General features: G+C 62.6%; 18 protein-coding genes. 5 read left to right on the forward strand and 13 right to left on the reverse strand.

All coding sequences use genetic code 11. The features are described from left to right. Positions 1–12: 12 nt before the first annotated feature. The 12 genes from oadA to DIC75_RS07465 all read right to left on the reverse strand — a co-directional run bounded on the left by oadA (position 13) and on the right by DIC75_RS07465 (position 9,003). On the reverse strand, positions 13–1,764 hold the full coding sequence (gene oadA, locus DIC75_RS07410; RefSeq protein ID WP_250987392.1) for a sodium-extruding oxaloacetate decarboxylase subunit alpha: 1,752 nt from the start codon (positions 1,762–1,764) through the stop codon (positions 13–15). 53 nt (positions 1,765–1,817) lie between these two features. Beyond that, positions 1,818–2,471: an energy-coupling factor transporter transmembrane protein EcfT gene (locus DIC75_RS07415; RefSeq protein ID WP_250987393.1), complete on the reverse strand. Its 654-nt coding sequence runs from the start codon at positions 2,469–2,471 to the stop codon at positions 1,818–1,820. Further along, a complete protein-coding gene (locus DIC75_RS07420) occupies positions 2,453–3,151 on the reverse strand; it encodes an ATP-binding cassette domain-containing protein (RefSeq protein WP_250987394.1) in 699 nt (232 codons plus the stop codon). The genes DIC75_RS07415 and DIC75_RS07420 overlap by 19 nt, the downstream gene beginning before the upstream one ends. Beyond that, positions 3,148–3,819, reverse strand: a complete 672-nt coding sequence (locus tag DIC75_RS07425; protein ID WP_250987395.1) for an ATP-binding cassette domain-containing protein — start codon at positions 3,817–3,819, stop codon at positions 3,148–3,150. Before DIC75_RS07425 ends, DIC75_RS07420 begins: the two co-directional genes overlap by 4 nt. Beyond that, positions 3,816–4,325: a biotin transporter BioY gene (locus DIC75_RS07430; protein WP_250987396.1), complete on the reverse strand. Its 510-nt coding sequence runs from the start codon at positions 4,323–4,325 to the stop codon at positions 3,816–3,818. Before DIC75_RS07430 ends, DIC75_RS07425 begins: the two co-directional genes overlap by 4 nt. Before the next feature lie 166 nt (positions 4,326–4,491). After that, a complete protein-coding gene (locus tag DIC75_RS07435) occupies positions 4,492–5,472 on the reverse strand; it encodes a biotin--[acetyl-CoA-carboxylase] ligase (RefSeq protein ID WP_250987397.1) in 981 nt (326 codons plus the stop codon). Between the two features lie 5 nt (positions 5,473–5,477). Next, entirely contained in the window at positions 5,478–5,921 is a 444-nt protein-coding gene (locus DIC75_RS07440; RefSeq protein ID WP_250987398.1) for a DUF2111 domain-containing protein, read from the reverse strand. A 10-nt stretch (positions 5,922–5,931) separates the two neighbouring features. Next, a complete protein-coding gene (locus DIC75_RS07445; RefSeq protein WP_250987399.1) occupies positions 5,932–6,510 on the reverse strand; it encodes a hypothetical protein in 579 nt (192 codons plus the stop codon). Further along, positions 6,507–7,943: an RtcB family protein gene (locus tag DIC75_RS07450; protein ID WP_284738420.1), complete on the reverse strand. Its 1,437-nt coding sequence runs from the start codon at positions 7,941–7,943 to the stop codon at positions 6,507–6,509. The genes DIC75_RS07445 and DIC75_RS07450 overlap by 4 nt, the downstream gene beginning before the upstream one ends. 10 nt (positions 7,944–7,953) lie before the next feature. Then, positions 7,954–8,361, reverse strand: coding sequence for an archease (locus DIC75_RS07455; RefSeq protein WP_250987400.1), 408 nt, complete (start codon positions 8,359–8,361; stop codon positions 7,954–7,956). A gap of 3 nt (positions 8,362–8,364) precedes the next feature. Continuing rightward, complete coding sequence (locus tag DIC75_RS07460) at positions 8,365–8,634, reverse strand: hypothetical protein (RefSeq protein WP_250987401.1); 270 nt, start codon at positions 8,632–8,634, stop codon at positions 8,365–8,367. A 54-nt stretch (positions 8,635–8,688) separates the two neighbouring features. Then, complete coding sequence (locus DIC75_RS07465) at positions 8,689–9,003, reverse strand: DUF2551 domain-containing protein (protein WP_250987402.1); 315 nt, start codon at positions 9,001–9,003, stop codon at positions 8,689–8,691. Between the two features lie 677 nt (positions 9,004–9,680). Between DIC75_RS07465 and DIC75_RS07470 the strand changes: the two genes are divergently transcribed. The 5 genes from DIC75_RS07470 (at position 9,681) to DIC75_RS07490 (ending at position 13,997) form a co-directional block, all read left to right on the forward strand. Continuing rightward, entirely contained in the window at positions 9,681–10,535 is an 855-nt protein-coding gene (locus tag DIC75_RS07470) for a protein translocase subunit SecF (protein WP_250987403.1), read from the forward strand. After that, positions 10,532–11,992: a preprotein translocase subunit SecD gene (locus DIC75_RS07475; protein WP_250987404.1), complete on the forward strand. Its 1,461-nt coding sequence runs from the start codon at positions 10,532–10,534 to the stop codon at positions 11,990–11,992. The genes DIC75_RS07470 and DIC75_RS07475 overlap by 4 nt, the downstream gene beginning before the upstream one ends. A 61-nt stretch (positions 11,993–12,053) precedes the next feature. After that, positions 12,054–12,344 carry a thioredoxin family protein gene (locus tag DIC75_RS07480; protein WP_250987405.1) on the forward strand — a complete coding sequence of 97 codons (291 nt, stop codon included), beginning with the start codon at positions 12,054–12,056 and terminating at the stop codon, positions 12,342–12,344. Beyond that, positions 12,341–12,991: an NADPH-dependent F420 reductase gene (gene npdG / locus DIC75_RS07485; protein WP_250987406.1), complete on the forward strand. Its 651-nt coding sequence runs from the start codon at positions 12,341–12,343 to the stop codon at positions 12,989–12,991. The genes DIC75_RS07480 and npdG overlap by 4 nt, the downstream gene beginning before the upstream one ends. A 463-nt stretch (positions 12,992–13,454) precedes the next feature. Continuing rightward, complete coding sequence (locus DIC75_RS07490; protein ID WP_250987407.1) at positions 13,455–13,997, forward strand: aldolase; 543 nt, start codon at positions 13,455–13,457, stop codon at positions 13,995–13,997. On the opposite strand, the gene aglJ is transcribed toward DIC75_RS07490, so the two are convergent. Continuing rightward, positions 13,968–14,894 carry an S-layer glycoprotein N-glycosyltransferase AglJ gene (aglJ, locus tag DIC75_RS07495; protein WP_250987408.1) on the reverse strand — a complete coding sequence of 309 codons (927 nt, stop codon included), beginning with the start codon at positions 14,892–14,894 and terminating at the stop codon, positions 13,968–13,970. The two genes, DIC75_RS07490 and aglJ, sit on opposite strands and share 30 nt — an antisense overlap. Between the last annotated feature and the right edge of the window lie 4 nt (positions 14,895–14,898).

Here is a 14,898-nt window from a genome sequence, read left to right on the forward strand (position 1 = left end):
GTCCTGGCAGCCTCACTCGATGACCATCAGCACGTCGCCGTTCTGCACGACGTCTCCGGCATCCACGAAGATCTCCGAGACCATGCCGTCGCGGGGGCTGGGGATGGGGTTCTCCATCTTCATCGCCTCGAGGACGATGAGCGTCTCCCCCTTCCTGACGGTGCTCCCGCGCTCGGCCATCACCTTCAGGACCATGCCCTGCATGTTGCTCTTGACGCCGCCGGCGACATCCCCGCGGGGCACCTCCCTGGCCGACGGGGCGGCGGCCGACGGGGCCGCGACGGAGCCTCCCTCCACCGTGATGATCCGGACGGAGAAGATCTCGCCGTCCACCTCCACCTCCATGGAGCGGGGGATCTCCGCAACCCCCACCGGTCCGGCGTGCACCTTCTCGGGGATCGCTTCGGCCTGGCGCTCGCCGCGGAGGAACGACGGGGCGACGCTCGGGTAGAGGATGTAGGTGAGAACGTCTTCCTCACGGGTAACCAGGCCCTGCTCCGTCGCCTCCTTCCTCATCTGCTCGTAAATGGGTTCGAGAAGATCTGCCGGGCGAACCGTGACCGGCTCCTCGTCGCCGATGATCGTCCTCCGGATCTCGGGGCTGATTGGGGCAGGAGAGCGACCGTAGAGGCCGCGGACGTAGTCCTTCACCTCTTTCGTCACGTTCCGGTAGCGCTCCCCGTCCATGAGGACGTTGAAGACCGCCTGGGTGCCCACGATCTGGCTCGTCGGCGTCACGAGCGGCGGGTAGCCGAGATCCTCCCTCACCCGGGGGATCTCGCGGAAGACCTCTTCCAGGCGGTCGAGCGCGTCCTGCTCTTTGAGCTGCGAGACGAGGTTCGAGATCATCCCGCCGGGGAGCTGATAGATCAGCACGTCCGAGTCGACCCGGTCCGCGATGGAGTTGAAGAGCGGCTCGTACTTACCCCGCATCTCCCGGCAGATGTTCCTGACTTTCCGGAGCGGGAGAAGGTCGATCCCGGTGTCGCGCGGCGTCCCGGCAACGCTTGCAACGACGCTCTCCGTCGGGGGCTGGGAGGTGCCGAGGGCGAACGGCGACATCGCCGTATCGAGGATGTCCACGCCCGCATCGATCGCCGCCTGGTAACTCAGGGGGGCGACGCCGCTTGTGCAGTGGGAGTGGAGGCAGACCCTGACATCCGCCATCTTCTTGATCCCCGTGATAAGGTCGCGGGCATCGTGCGGCATGATCAGACCGGCCATGTCCTTGATACAGATCGAGTCGCAGCCGAGCGCGTAGAGTTCCTCCGCCATCTCGATGAACGTCGCGACGGAGTGGACGGGGCTCGTCGTGTAGGATATCGCGCCCTGCAGGTGCGCCCCGACGTTCCCGACCTCCTCCATCGCTTTTTTCATGTTCCGGATATCGTTCAGCGCATCGAAGACCCGGAAGATATCGACCCCGTTTTGCGCCGACGCCTCTACGAACTTCTCCACGACGTCGTCGGGATAGTGCCGGTAGCCCACGAGGTTCTGGCCCCGCAGGAGCATCTGGATGGGAGTGCGTTTCAGTTCGGCCTTCAGCATGCGGAGGCGTTCCCAGGGATCGTCGTTGAGAAACCTGATGCAGCTGTCAAAGGTCGCCCCGCCCCAGGCCTCGACAGAGAAGAAACCTACTTCATCGATGGCACGGGCAAGAGGGAGCATATCCTCAGTCCGGAGCCGGGTGGCGATGAGCGACTGATGCGCGTCCCTAAGCGTGGTATCGGTGATATTGAGTGAATCAAATTTGGCAGCACACATCGAATTTTGCACCTCGAAGGGCTGAGAAGATATCGATAAAGCCTCTAAAAAATTCATCCTACTAATATAAAAACGTCGCGAAGAGGCAGACAGGATAAAAACCCGGGTATTCCGGCCGTTATGCAAGCCAGGACGTCCCGTGGATCCGCTTCAAATCGGGGGCATATCCGCCCCCCGATCGTGTATCCCCGTACCACGAGCAGCCGGGCAATCTCGTCGGCCCTCCTGATCTGGGTGACGATAAGGGTGACGGCGAGCGGCACGATCGAGCGCACACCGGGCCGGATTCCCTTCAGCGCCATTGCAATCCGCAGCTGGTCGATCTCCTGCCGGATCACGGCAAGACCCGTAAGTCCCATCTCGGCGATGAGCCCCACCTCGAACCCCACCCGGTTCCCGAGGGCCCAGACCGCCACGCCGAGCACCTCGCCTTCCTCCGTCGCGGTATACGCCCACGCGGCGAGGAGAAGGAGCACGGTCATCCTGATGAAGTAAGAGAGCCCCGGGCCGCCCCCCCACGCCGAGACGAGCGCCGTTACGGCGATCATCCCGACGAGGGGGAGAAACACCCCCGGCTGCGGGAGGGCCTTCGTGCGCGGGGTAAAGAGCAGCCACCAGACCAGGGCGGCGACGGCTCCCGCCGTGCTCGCAAACGCGGCCGCCGAGAGGAGCACGGTGGCGAGCAGCCTCAGCCGCGGATCCTGCATAGCGCCTCCCGGGCGTCGGAAAGCCTGATGTTCTCCGGGCGGGCACCCTCTCTCAGGGCATACGCGAGGTACGGCGGGGCGTGCCGCCAGGAGGGGATCGCGTCGGGCACGCTGCCGCGGGCAGTCAGGACTCCATCCTCCATTTCCCAGACGGCATTCACCCGGGGCAGGACCGCGCGCTCGTGCGAGAAGATGATGGTGATGCCCTCTTCCCTCTCCTCGATCATCCTGCAGGCCTCCCTCTTCGCGGTGCAGTCGAGAGAACTGAACGGTTCGTCCAGCATCAGCAGGTCCGGGTTTTGCATGACGGCGCAGGCCAGGGTCAGCCTCCGGAGTTCACCGCGGGAGAGGTGGAACGGGTCGTCGCCGGCGCGCGCCGGGAGGTCCGCCCGCGCGAGCACGTCCTCCGGGGAAAGCCCCCAGGAACGGACCTCCTCGGCCACGGTCGGGCAGGTGATCTGGTGTTCGGGGAACTGCAGCAGGAGCAGCGCCGATGCAACATTGTGCCGCCGGACGGCGCCGCTCGCGGGACGGAGCAGTTCGGCAAGCAGGAGAGCGAGCGTCGATTTCCCGCTTCCCACCGGCCCGCTGACCAGGTGCACGCCCTCTTCAAAGGTTCCGCTGCCCCGGAGGGTGAACGAACCGCGGGAGAAGCGGAGATCCTCGAGGTCGACCCTCACCGGCAAACCCTCCACATCGTGGGATAAAAGCACGTCTCCTCGAGCGCGGAGAAGACCTCTTCCGGCGTGCCGTGGTGCCGGACGAGACCGTTCTCCATGAAGATGACGTAGTCCGCCCCTGCCGCGGCATCCATCGACTGCGTGCACCAGAGCACGTGGGCTGCGGTGCTCTCCTGCACGACCCGCCGGACGCGCTCCGCCGTCACGGCATCCAGGTGCGAGTCGGCCTCGTCCAGGACGAGCACCTCGGGATCGCCGGCACAGGCCGCAGCCAGCGCGACGAGGGCCTTCTCGCCCCCGGAGATGGCCGAGACCTTCGCATCGAGGAGGTGCGAAATACCGACCCGGGCTGCGGCCGCCCTGACCCGCTCGTCCGTCTCGGGGCAGGGGTAGTGGCGGAACCGGGGAGTCGACGCGATCTCGTCGTAGACCCGGGAGAAGAGGAGCGTCCGGTCGGGGAACTCCCCCACCCACCCGACCTTCACGGCGGACGGCGGACGGCCGAGGAGCCGGACCGTTCCAGCGCCGGGCTCCTCGATGCCGGAGCAGACTGAAAGAAGCGTCGTCTTGCCGCTCCCGTTCGGCCCGATAACGGCGATGTGGCGCGCATCTACCGTAAGGTCGGGGATCTCGACGATTCGGTGCCGGAGGCAGGAGATGCGGATCATGCCACCCGCTTTCCTATGGCATAGGCAGCCGCGACCTTCACGACGGCACCGACGACGAACGGGGCGACGCCGACCAGGATTGCCTGGGGAAGCGAGAGCGACGCCGACCAGGCGAGCCATGCGACACCGAAGACATACGTTACACAGGTCGCCGCGATCAGACCCGCGACCCGGGACTTCGGCGATTCATGCTCGTAGGCGAGCCCGACGACGAGGGCGGAGGGGATAAAGCCGGCCAGAAACCCCCCCGTGGGGCCGAGGAGCACCCCGAGGCCGGCCGTACCGTTATGAAAGACCGGGAGGCCGGCCGCCCCGAGGAGGACGTAGAGGGCGACGGGGATCACCGCATACCGCTTCATGACAATCCCGGAGAGAAGCACGAAGAGGGTCTGGAGCGTAAGCGGGACCGGGGGCAGCGGGATGGATATCCAGCTCCCGGCGGCGATCAGCGCGATGAACGTACCACTGTAAGCGAGGATCCGGGCTCGGTGCATCATGTCAACCATCTTATTTTGGATGGTTGACAAGAAAAATCCTGTCGATGTTGAACGATGAATGATGGATAACTCTAACGAACTGCTTCGCATAACCCCCAGGTAGTTCCGTTACCGATGGGGGGTCTTCTCTCCCAATGATCCAAAAAGTGTACGGGTGTTGACAGGGACCAGGAAGTTAGAGCTGGAAACAGTCGCCCGCGATGACCCGCTCGATCTTCCCGTTGTCCTTGCGGATGATCAGGGCGCCGTGCTCATCGATATCGATGGCCTCTCCCGAAAAGGTCTTGTTGATGGTCTTGATGGCCACCCGGTGGTCGAGCGTCAGGGAGAGGCTCTTCCACTCGCGGATGATGGGATCGTACTCTCCGTCCTCGAGCTGCTGGTAGCGCAGTTCGAACTCCCGCAGGACCCGGGCGAGAAGCGCCACGCGGTCGACCTCGCGGCCGACCTCCGCCTGGAGCGAGGTCACCGTATCCCTCAGGTTCGGCGAGAGTTCGTCGAGAGAGATATTCGCATCGATCCCGATCCCGAGGAGGCCGTAGTGCACGGTATCCGCCTCGGCAGTGAGTTCCAGGAGCAACCCGGCAACCTTCTTATCCCCGACGAAGATGTCGTTGGGCCACTTGATCAGCGCACTGATGTCGTACTCCTTCCGGATGGCACGGGCAATCGCGACCGCCCCGGCCATGGTGATCATGAAGAGGTGGTCGAACGGGATCTTCGGTTTTAAGAGAATGGTGGCCCAGATACCCCCCGCAGGCGAGACCCAGGCGCGTCCGAGTCTGCCCACCCCGCCGGTCTGCTCTTCGGCGATGATCACCATGCCGTGCAGTCTTTCGGGATCGGTCTCTTCGGCGAGTTTCTTCCCGATCCAGCCCGTGGAGGCGGTGCGGTCGAAGTGGCGGATCTGTCTCCCGATAAAGCGGGTGCGGAGCTGCTTGTGGATCTCGTACGGAAGGAGCCTGTCGGTCTTCGTCTCGAGGCGGTAGCCTTCCGCCCGTGACGACGATATGCCGTATCCCAGCCTCCGGAGTTCGCGTATCTGTTTCCAGACGGCCGATCGGGTGACGCCCAGCTGCTCTGCAATCCGTTCGCCCGATACCGGGCCGGGCGATTCTTCGAGAATCTTCAGTACGTTGATTGCCGTATCCTTCATGTCCATTACCTTTTCGCTGCAGGCGACTCAGTCGGGAGCGGACACGGATCCTCGCCGCAGACCTGCTTCCGGATATCCGCGTGCTGCTCCATAAAACCCGCCAGATCAAAGATGCCGGTCACATCGACGATGCCGATTGCGCCGATGGGCCTGCCGTCGTCGCCCCTCACCGGCGCCACCACTACCGGGATGCCCTTGTAAGGCCCGTTCGGGGGCCTGACCCTCAACGTGGCATTCTCAGCCAGGACCTCCTCGAGGACGGGACCCGTATAGGCCTCGTCGATGACCTTCCCGCCCTCGATCCGGACTCCGGGATGGTCGCGGGATCGGGCCGTGACGGGCAGACGGCCAAGCAGATCATGGAGGCAGAGCATGACGGGAGCGAGATCGCGCGCGCTCGAAGAGACAGAGATGATGTATTGCTCCATGGTCGTATCCCTACTGTTCATCATGGTTTATCTAAAATAAGGTTTCCCTATCGCCGCAGGAGAACTCCTTCAAGAATTCGCGCGACGGGTATTCATGGATGCTCGAGACCAGGATCATGCCGTCGCCGAGCGCCTTCCCGACGAGAAGCGCCTCGCCGGTAGCCGAGGCGGCAAGCGTTTCGCCGCCGTGGGCCGGGAACGAGCCGTCGCACTCGACGGCGGTGAGGTCGTAGCCGGAGAAGAGGGAGGCATAGTTGCTCTCCCCGACAAAGCGGACTGCACGCGGCCCGTACGAGAACGCGTAGGTCACCGGGAACGGGAGCCAGTCGTAGGCGTCCTCCCGGCAGCATCCCGCGCCGAAGACCAGCAGCCGCCCTCCGTTCTCGACGAAACGCCGGATGCGCTCCTCTGCAGCCCGAAGAGCGGGGAGGAGGTTCGAGTAGTCCGGGTTCGCAAACCCCGTCGGCACGATGAGCGAGACGAATTTGCCGCGCCAGAAGGGTGATGCGAGCATGTAGGGGTTGACCGTCTCGCAGCAGGCCCCGCAGTCCTCGATGAGCCGCGAGAACATGAGGGGGCTGTCCCAGAGCAGCCCGGTCCTGCAGGTCACCCCTTGATCACCCCGAGCGGTTCCAGCCGGACGACGATATTCGAGAGGCCCGCTTCGTGCACGACGCGCACTACTTCCCGGCTCGGCTTGTAGACTTCGGGCGCCTCCTCCGCGAGGGCGGAGTCGCTGTGAGCGCGCACCAGGATGCCTTCTCCTGCGAGGTGCTCCCGGAGTTCCTTCCCGCGGACCTCTTTCTTCGCCTTCGACCGGCTGAGCACTCTCCCCGCTCCGTGGCAGGTGCTCCCCCAGGTCTTCTGCATCGCGGTCGTCGTGCCGTGGAGGAGGAAGGAGGACGTCCCCATGCTCCCGGGGATGATCACCGGCTGCCCGACCCCGGCATACTCCCGGGGAATGCCCGGGGCTCCGGGACCGAACGCCCGCGTCGCGCCTTTGCGGTGGACACAGACCTCCGTCGACGCGCCGTCGACGTCGTGGCGCTCGAACTTGGCGACGTTATGCGCGACGTCGTAGATGAGCCGCATCGCATCGTAGTCGATCCCGAAGAGCTCCGCGAACACTTTTTTGGCCTCGTGCATGATGACCTGCCGGTTTGCCCAGGCATAGTTTGCGGCGCAGACCATGCCGCCGTAGTAGGCGCGGCCTTCCGGGGAATCGATCGGGGCGCAGGCAAGCTGCCGGTCGGGGAGGTGTATCCGGTATCCGGCGAGCGCACTCTCGAGCGTCCGCAGGTGATCGGTGGCGACCTGGTGGCCGAGACCCCGTGAGCCGCAGTGGACCATGAAACAGACCTGCCCCTCGGCGATCCCAAAGACCTTCGCCGCTTCGGGATCGACGATCTCCCTCGCCACCTGGACCTCCAGGAAGTGGTTTCCCGCGCCGAGTGTCCCGATCTGCGGCACGCCCCGCTGGCGGGCTTTGGCACTGACCGCGTCGGGATCTGCGCCCGGCATCGCGCCTTCCGCCTCGCACCGGACGAGGTCCGCCCCGGTGCCGAACCCGCGTTCAACCGCCCACCGTGCGCCGTCGACCATGACCGCGGTCAGATCCTTGTTCGAGACCCGCAGGGCGCTTTTTGCACCGACACCGGTAGGCACGGCGCTAAAGAGCCTCTCGATCAGTTCGCGTTTCTTGCCGGCGAGATCGGCCTCGGTCAGGGGCGTCGCGATCAGCCGGACGCCGCAGTTGATGTCGAACCCGACCCCGCCGGGAGAGATGACCCCCTCGGTCATGTCGAATGCGGCGACACCGCCGATGGGGAACCCGTATCCCCAGTGGATATCGGGCATGGCAAGCGAATGCTTCACGATCCCGGGGAGCGTCGCGACGTTCGCGAGCTGGCGGACGGCCCCTTCCTCGAGGGTCTCCGCCAGCGCCCGGGAGAGGAAGAAACGTCCGGGCACCCGCATATCGGGGACGTATCCAATGGGAACCTCCCATTCGAGGTCTCCGATCATATTGATTCCTTCAAGCATAGGGATTCCCTCAGATATCGAAGATGATCTCCACCACATAGCCCTCTTCTTCTTTAACGATTTCGAGCCCGAAGTACGACACGCCCTTGACGAGCGATCCCGCGGAGTGCCGTGCAGGGTCGAAGGGCTCGCCCCTGAGAACGGCGGAGAGGCGGGTGCCCCGGATATCGACGTCGAAGGAGCAGAAGACGATGTTCTCGACATCGGTGATGAAGAGCAGTTCCGAGAGGTAATCGATGAGAAGGGATTCAAGGTTCTCCGCCTCAAGGGAGAACTGCCGTTCGATGCCCCGGTCCTCGCAGGGTCCGTACATCACGTGGAACATGGCCCGGCCTGCATCGGCAAAGATCTCGGCCAAGTCCGCGCCCCGCACCCGCATGAGGACGTCGGCGGTGTGTTCCAGCTCTTCAAAACTCATGGTCTAGAAGTCTTCGTAGAATATCGGAATCATTCCCCTGTGGATGGATTCGATGTAGCGGGCCTGGTACTTCGAGATGTAGACGGTATAATCGCCGACCGGGACCTGCAGGTCGGTCGTCTTCGGCGGTTTGACCGAGGTCGGCAGGAGGATCGGTCCGCTGCAGGATGTGCTCACCCTGAAGTCACGTTTCCTCTGGAGAACATACGATCGGACGTCTTCCGTGACATATATGCCCCGTGATGGTCCTGACTCTCCAACGTCGCTCTGCATGGTAGTCCTCCATATTGGTTCTGGGTGTAAAAAAAGAGGTATGGTTTTCGAGTGTTATGTTGTCCCGAGGATCTTCGCCACCACGTCCACGTACTGGTCTTTCAGCTCGTAGATGGAGTTCGTCCCCTCAGCGTTCCGCCTCACGTGCAGGATCCCTATCCGGGAAGCAATGATGCCGACCATGGATGCGATGGAGTGGTAACTGATTGAGAACTGCTTCTGCAGCTTCTCGTAGATCTGAGGTATGGTGAGGGATTTTACCTTTACGAACAGGTTGAGCAGCTCATGCCGGATTCCGTCCCGATCCCGTGAGAGATAACCTTTGAGTCGAGCTTCTATCTCTTTTTTGAGCTCATAGGGTGATCTCATATGTGCTTGTGATTCGGTATTTTATATATATCTTTTCTTTTCAATCATTTAATCGGAGATTATGCCCAGAGGACGACAATTGTCTGACGAAATGAGATCAGGGGGGATATAACAACGCGGTTTACCAGAAAACGTGACATACGTAGCCAGATGCGTTTTTATGCAAAAATAATCCCGACTCCATGACGCTCCCCTCCCCCCGCGACGGGCCTCTCTACGCGCAGCTGCAGCACCGCCCCATCTTGCACTCCGGGAACGGCGTTCGAGAAGGCCGAAGGCCTTCGCTGCGCGACTGTCGGAACGACAGGAGCGGGAGCACCGGGGGTGCGACTCGCGACGGAGGGCACACCCGGAGGAGGAGCACAGGAGGTGCGACTCGCGACTGTCGGAACGACAGGAGCGGGAGCACCGGGGGTGCGACTCGCGACGGAGGGCACACCCGGAGGAGGAGCACAGGAGGTGCGACTCGCGACTGTCGGAACGACAGGAGCGGGAGCACCGAAGGTGCGACGTGCGACGGAGGGTACGTCCGGAACCCGAGCACGATAAGGCGCTCCGGGGCCCCCTTCCTGCCGGGCAACTCCCGGGACATTCCGGCGCTATCCGGGTGAATTCCGATTCACGCCCTATATGCATGAGCAACCCTTTAACCTTTCACAATCGTACATTGATACAGCATGGAATTTGTCAGATACGACGTCAACAAATACTCTCCGCGGCAGATGGTAGCGCTGCCCCTCGTTCTTCTCCTCCTTGCCGGTGTCCTGCTTGGCTACACCATGCTCGCCACCGGCCTGCCCTTAACACCGGGCATCGACTTTGCGGGAGGAACGGCGGTCACCGTCTTCACATCCGACAGCAGGGAGACGATAGAGGCAAACCTCGCCGGATACCCGCTGTTATCGGTGGGTGAGGGGATCGGCGACGGGAAATACCTCCAGTTCGGTCCCATGGACGATGCCCGGTACCGGAGCCTTGTTACGCTCATCAACGAGAAGTACCCCGATGCGAAGATAGACCAGATCGGCGAGACGTTCGGAAAGACGCTCCAGGGCCAGGCCTTTCTTGCCCTGATCTTCTCGTTCATCGGGATGGCCGTCGTCGTCCTCATCGCGTTCCGGAACCTGGTGCCGGCGGGTGCGGTCGTCCTCTCCGCCTTCGCCGACATCGTCGTCACCGCCGGGATCATGCAGGTCATCGGCATCCCGCTCTCCCTCGGGACGACGGCGGCCCTGCTGATGCTGATCGGTTACTCCGTCGACAGCGACATCCTGCTGACCACGCGCCTCTTAAAGCGCAAGGGGAAACTCGACGAGAAACTCACCGGGGCCTTCAGGACCGGGATCATCATGACGACCACGACCCTCGCGGCCATCGCCGCCATGTGGGCCGTCTCCACGGCAGGACAGATCCAGATCATCAGCGAGATCGCAAGCGTCCTCCTCATCGGACTCGTCGTCGACATGATGAACACCTGGATGCTGAACGCCGGAATACTCAAAGAATACATTCTTCGGGGGGGTAAGAAATGAACCGCGAAGCCATCAAGACCCTCATCAAAGATTGGCGGATTGCCCTGCTGCTCCTGCTGGTCGTCGGCTCCCTCGTAAGCATCTACCTCGCTCCCCCGAGTCCGGAGAGAGGGCTTGAGGGGAACCTCCAGTTCGGCCTCGACCTTGAGGGCGGCTCGTGGCTGCAGATGGAGTTCCAGTCCGTGGTCGTTGCCTATTCGACCGACGGATCGGTCGACGACCTCATACAGGACCTGCGCACAGGCCTCGAGGCGGAGGTCATCCAGATCGACCAGAACCATCTCGAGATCCGAAAGAGCGTCTCGCGTGCCGACCTTGAACCGATCTTTGCGGAATCGGGCGCCTCGATCGTCACCTACCAGGAGGGCGTATCGCCGTTCACCGCAGACGATGTAAAAAGGATCCTCAACGAGAAGGTGAACGCCCTCGGGATGCAGGACGCGAGGATCAACCTGCTCACCCCGACGGGAAGCGAGTATCCGCAGTACGTGCGGATAGAACTTGCCGGCGTGGATATGGCGACGGCGCAGGAGATCGTCGGCAAACAGGGCATGTTCGAGATCCGGGTCCAGACGACCGGGAACGAGACCGAGCACGTCCTCTACGGGGACCAGATCACCAGCGTCGGCGTTCCGCAGAGGGAACCCGGGACCCAGCAATGGGGCGTCTCGTTCACGTTCTCCGAGACGGGTGCCCAGGCCTTCCGCGAGGCCGCCCTCGCATCCGGAGCGGTCGACAACCCTGAAGATCACCACCTCGTGATGATCCTCGATAACGAGACCGTCTACAGCGCCCCCCTCGCCGGGACCCTTGTGACGGAGCTCCGCTCGGGCCCGGTCAGGTCGCTCTCGGCAAGCACCGGGACCGGCGATGCCGGGCTCGAGGATGCGATGACGCTCGAGATCCACCTGCGGGCAGGTGCCCTGCCGGTGAAGGTGGATATCGTCGGGTCGGGTTCCGTCCCGGCGGCGCTCGGCGAACAGTTCAAGATGACGGTCGTCATTGCCGGGCTGCTCGCGCTGCTCACGGTAGGGGTCGTCGTCTACTACCGCTACCGCGAACCTGCGATTGTTCTCCCGATGGTCGCGATCAACCTTGCAGAGATCATCATCCTGCTCGGGATCGCTCGATTCATCATCCAGCTCGATCTCGCCACCATCGCCGGCCTGATAGCGGTGGTGGGTACCGGCATCGACCAGCTCGTCATCATCACGGACGAGGTTCTCCACGAAGGGCGTGTCCCGTCGCCGAACCTCTATATGAAGCGGTACGGGCGGGCGTTCGGCATCATCGCCGTGGCGGCGGCGACGGTCTTCATCGCCATGCTCCCGCTGGCGCTGATGGATCTCTCCACTCTTCGGGGCTTTGCCATCATCACCATACTCGGGGTCCTGATCGGCATCCTGGTCACGAGGCCCGCGTACGGAAAGATAATCATGGCGATCCTCTCAAAATAACAACCCTACAACAACCTTTATTGCCCCGTTCACACACAATGTTTGAACGGGGTATAGTCTTATGGAAAAACCGGTTTTAATGGACTTTTTTGCCGAGTGGTGCGGTCCGTGCCACCAGCAGACGCCAATCATCGACGAGCTCAAAGCAAAGATGGGCGACCGGGTCGATATCAGAAAGATCGATGTCGGTGTCGATTCCGAACAGACGCGGCAGTACGCCGCGAAGTACGACATCCAGTTCGTACCGACGCTCGTCATCGAGAAGGCGGACGGGACTCTCGTCCGGAAACTGGTAGGAGTCCAGGACCTCGGTACGCTTGAGGGCATCCTGAAGCCTCTGGTGGAACCGTGAAGATCGGTATCGTTGGCGGAACCGGCGATATCGGGGAGGGGATGGCGCTCCGGCTCTCTCCGAAGTACGACGTGATCGTGGGGTCCCGCGAGGAGGCAAAGGCTATCGCAACCTGCGAGACCTGCCGGGAGACCCTGCAGGAGCAGGGTCTGGCGTGCAGCCTGCTCGGCGTCTCCAACCAGCACGCGGTCGACGAGGCGGACGTCGTCGTCCTCGCGATACCGTTCAAGCACGCGGCTCCCACCCTGAAGACCCTGACCGGGTTTGAGGAGAAGATCGTCGTCAGCCCCATCAACCCGATCGAGCGGACGACCTACTTCTACTACGCCCCTCCGCCGGAGGGGTCGGCGGCGATGATGATCAAGGGGATGCTTCCTCCGAGCGCGACCGTCTGCGCCGCGTTCAACAACATCGCCGCAAACAGGTGGCAGATGCTCGATGAGGAACTCGACTACTCGGTCGCCGTCTGCTGCGACGACGACGGCGCGAAGCAGAAGGTGATGGATATCATCAACAACGTCTCAAGCCTCCGTGCCTACGATGCGGGGCCGCTTGCGGCCGCATCCATCGTCGAGAGCATCACACCCCTCCTCCTCAACATCGCCCGCTTCAATAAGATGAAGGACGTCGGCGTCAGGTTCGTATAACTTTTTTTTTGGCGGGGCGGAAAGACCGAGTTCCGTGGGGGTTGGTTTGTGACTCCGGGATCTCGGGGTCTATTCCGGTGGCCGAAGATCTTTGATGCCTGCACATACTCCGCTTGCTCTGCTTAAAATTCGGTAGTTGGATCTATTGCGCTCCCGAGCACGGCTTTCAGGTGGATATCGCCACGGGGGGTGGGGACAGGGGAGGGGGGAGACCCCCCTCCCCTGCAACCCCTCCCCCATGGTGATTCCCCCACGGTCCACTGTACCGGGACTTTTCCTCGCTTTGATCACAGGGGCGTGAACTAAAACCGAGTAAATGATCAAACACCCGTTTTTCCGACAGTTAGAGATCTTTCAAACCCCACACCCATCCATCACCAACACCCCGCCCCCATACCCCAAGCGGCATGCACATATCCCGGTGCACGCCAAACCATTCTGTATCAAAATCAGGGTGCTGTGAATGCTGGATCGGGAGTTCGAACGGATAGGAAAGCGGCTCTTCCAGGAAGGGCTGGTCGGAGCGAATTTCGGAAATATGAGCGTGCGGGGCGAGGACGGGTTCTTCATCACCCGGACCGGCGCGTACCTCGACGCGGGGGAGATGCCGGTCCATGTGCCGGATGCGGGCGACGCCCCGCGCGAGGCCTCGAGCGAGTACCGGGTCCACCGGGCGGTCTACCGGGAGACGCCCCATTCTGCGATCGTCCACGCCCACCCGGTCCACGCCGTCGCCGCCTCGCTTGATGCCGATCTCGTCCGGCCGGCCGACAGCGAGGGGGGGATGCTCTGTCCGGAGATCCCGGTCGTCACCGGGAGCCCGGGGACCGACGAGATCGCAGAGAACGTCGCCGGGGCGCTCCGCGACGGCCACATCGTCATCGTCCGGGGACACGGGACGTTTACAGCCGGAAAAACGCTCGACGAGGCGTATATCTACACCTCGATCGGCGAGTACGCCTGCCGGATCCTCTTTCTATCGGGGAGGCTTCGGGGGGTTCTGTAACTGCTCGATCTGGCGGGTGGTCTCGCGGTGAAACCCGAGCAGCATGTCGCTGATTACGCCGAACATGAAGATCTGAAAGCCCATGGTGATCAGGAGGACCGTGAGGATGGTGAGCGGCAGGTGTTCGATGTTCTTGAGCCACTCGAGGACGACGTAGACGCCGATGATGCCCCCGACAAGCGATATGAAGAGGCCGATGATCCCGAAGTAAAAGATCGGGTTGTTCATCTTCGCGAGCCGGTATATGGTCGAGAAGATTCTGAGGCCGTCCTGGAACGGGTTTAGTTTGGTGACGGTGCCGGGCCTCGCGAGGTACCGGACCGGGACGACCGTGACCCGCTGTCCGTTCCTCACTGCCTCGACCGCCATCTCCGTCTCGATCTCGAACCCCGCCTCCTTGAGGGTCATCTGCCGGACCGAGTGAAGAGTAAAGGCGCGGTAGCCGGAGAGGATGTCGCTGAGGTCTTTTCCGTGCGCTATCCGGAACATCACGTTGAGGATCTGGTTGCCGAGGAGGTTCAACCCCGTGAATGCTCCAGTCTCGGGGTTGACGAGGCGGTCACCGATGACGTGATCGAATCCCCGGCCGAGGGGTTCGAGCATCTTCTCCGCGTCTTCCGGCGAATAGGTGCCGTCGCCGTCGAGCATGAGCACGTAGGGCTCATCGATGATATCCATGGCCTCGATGATGGCGTTGCCCTTTCCCTTTCCTGCCTGTGTCCGGACGACCGCCCCTGCGGACCGTGCGATATCGGGTGTTCCGTCGGTGCTGTTCCCGTCCATGACGAAGATATGACGAAAACCGCGCTGCCTGAACCCATCGATCAGCCCGGCGATCGTCGGGGCCTCGTTTAACGTGGGGATGAAGATACAGACCTCATCTCGCTCGACGTTCATCGGT

It is taken from the genome of Methanoculleus oceani, assembly GCF_023702065.1.
Classification (GTDB): Archaea; Halobacteriota; Methanomicrobia; order Methanomicrobiales; family Methanoculleaceae; genus Methanoculleus; species Methanoculleus oceani.

Coding starts and splice junctions, on each gene's coding strand:
- oadA (WP_250987392.1), bottom strand. CDS start 1,764: ATGTGTGCTGCCAAATTTGATTCACTCAATATCACCGATACCACGCTT.
- DIC75_RS07415 (WP_250987393.1), bottom strand. CDS start 2,471: ATGCAGGATCCGCGGCTGAGGCTGCTCGCCACCGTGCTCCTCTCGGCG.
- DIC75_RS07425 (WP_250987395.1), bottom strand. CDS start 3,819: ATGATCCGCATCTCCTGCCTCCGGCACCGAATCGTCGAGATCCCCGAC.
- DIC75_RS07430 (WP_250987396.1), bottom strand. CDS start 4,325: ATGGTTGACATGATGCACCGAGCCCGGATCCTCGCTTACAGTGGTACG.
- DIC75_RS07435 (WP_250987397.1), bottom strand. CDS start 5,472: ATGAAGGATACGGCAATCAACGTACTGAAGATTCTCGAAGAATCGCCC.
- DIC75_RS07440 (WP_250987398.1), bottom strand. CDS start 5,921: ATGAACAGTAGGGATACGACCATGGAGCAATACATCATCTCTGTCTCT.
- DIC75_RS07450 (WP_284738420.1), bottom strand. CDS start 7,943: ATGCTTGAAGGAATCAATATGATCGGAGACCTCGAATGGGAGGTTCCC.
- DIC75_RS07455 (WP_250987400.1), bottom strand. CDS start 8,361: ATGAGTTTTGAAGAGCTGGAACACACCGCCGACGTCCTCATGCGGGTG.
- DIC75_RS07460 (WP_250987401.1), bottom strand. CDS start 8,634: ATGCAGAGCGACGTTGGAGAGTCAGGACCATCACGGGGCATATATGTC.
- DIC75_RS07465 (WP_250987402.1), bottom strand. CDS start 9,003: ATGAGATCACCCTATGAGCTCAAAAAAGAGATAGAAGCTCGACTCAAA.
- DIC75_RS07470 (WP_250987403.1), top strand. CDS start 9,681: ATGGAATTTGTCAGATACGACGTCAACAAATACTCTCCGCGGCAGATG.
- DIC75_RS07475 (WP_250987404.1), top strand. CDS start 10,532: ATGAACCGCGAAGCCATCAAGACCCTCATCAAAGATTGGCGGATTGCC.
- DIC75_RS07480 (WP_250987405.1), top strand. CDS start 12,054: ATGGAAAAACCGGTTTTAATGGACTTTTTTGCCGAGTGGTGCGGTCCG.
- DIC75_RS07490 (WP_250987407.1), top strand. CDS start 13,455: ATGCTGGATCGGGAGTTCGAACGGATAGGAAAGCGGCTCTTCCAGGAA.
- aglJ (WP_250987408.1), bottom strand. CDS start 14,894: ATGAACGTCGAGCGAGATGAGGTCTGTATCTTCATCCCCACGTTAAAC.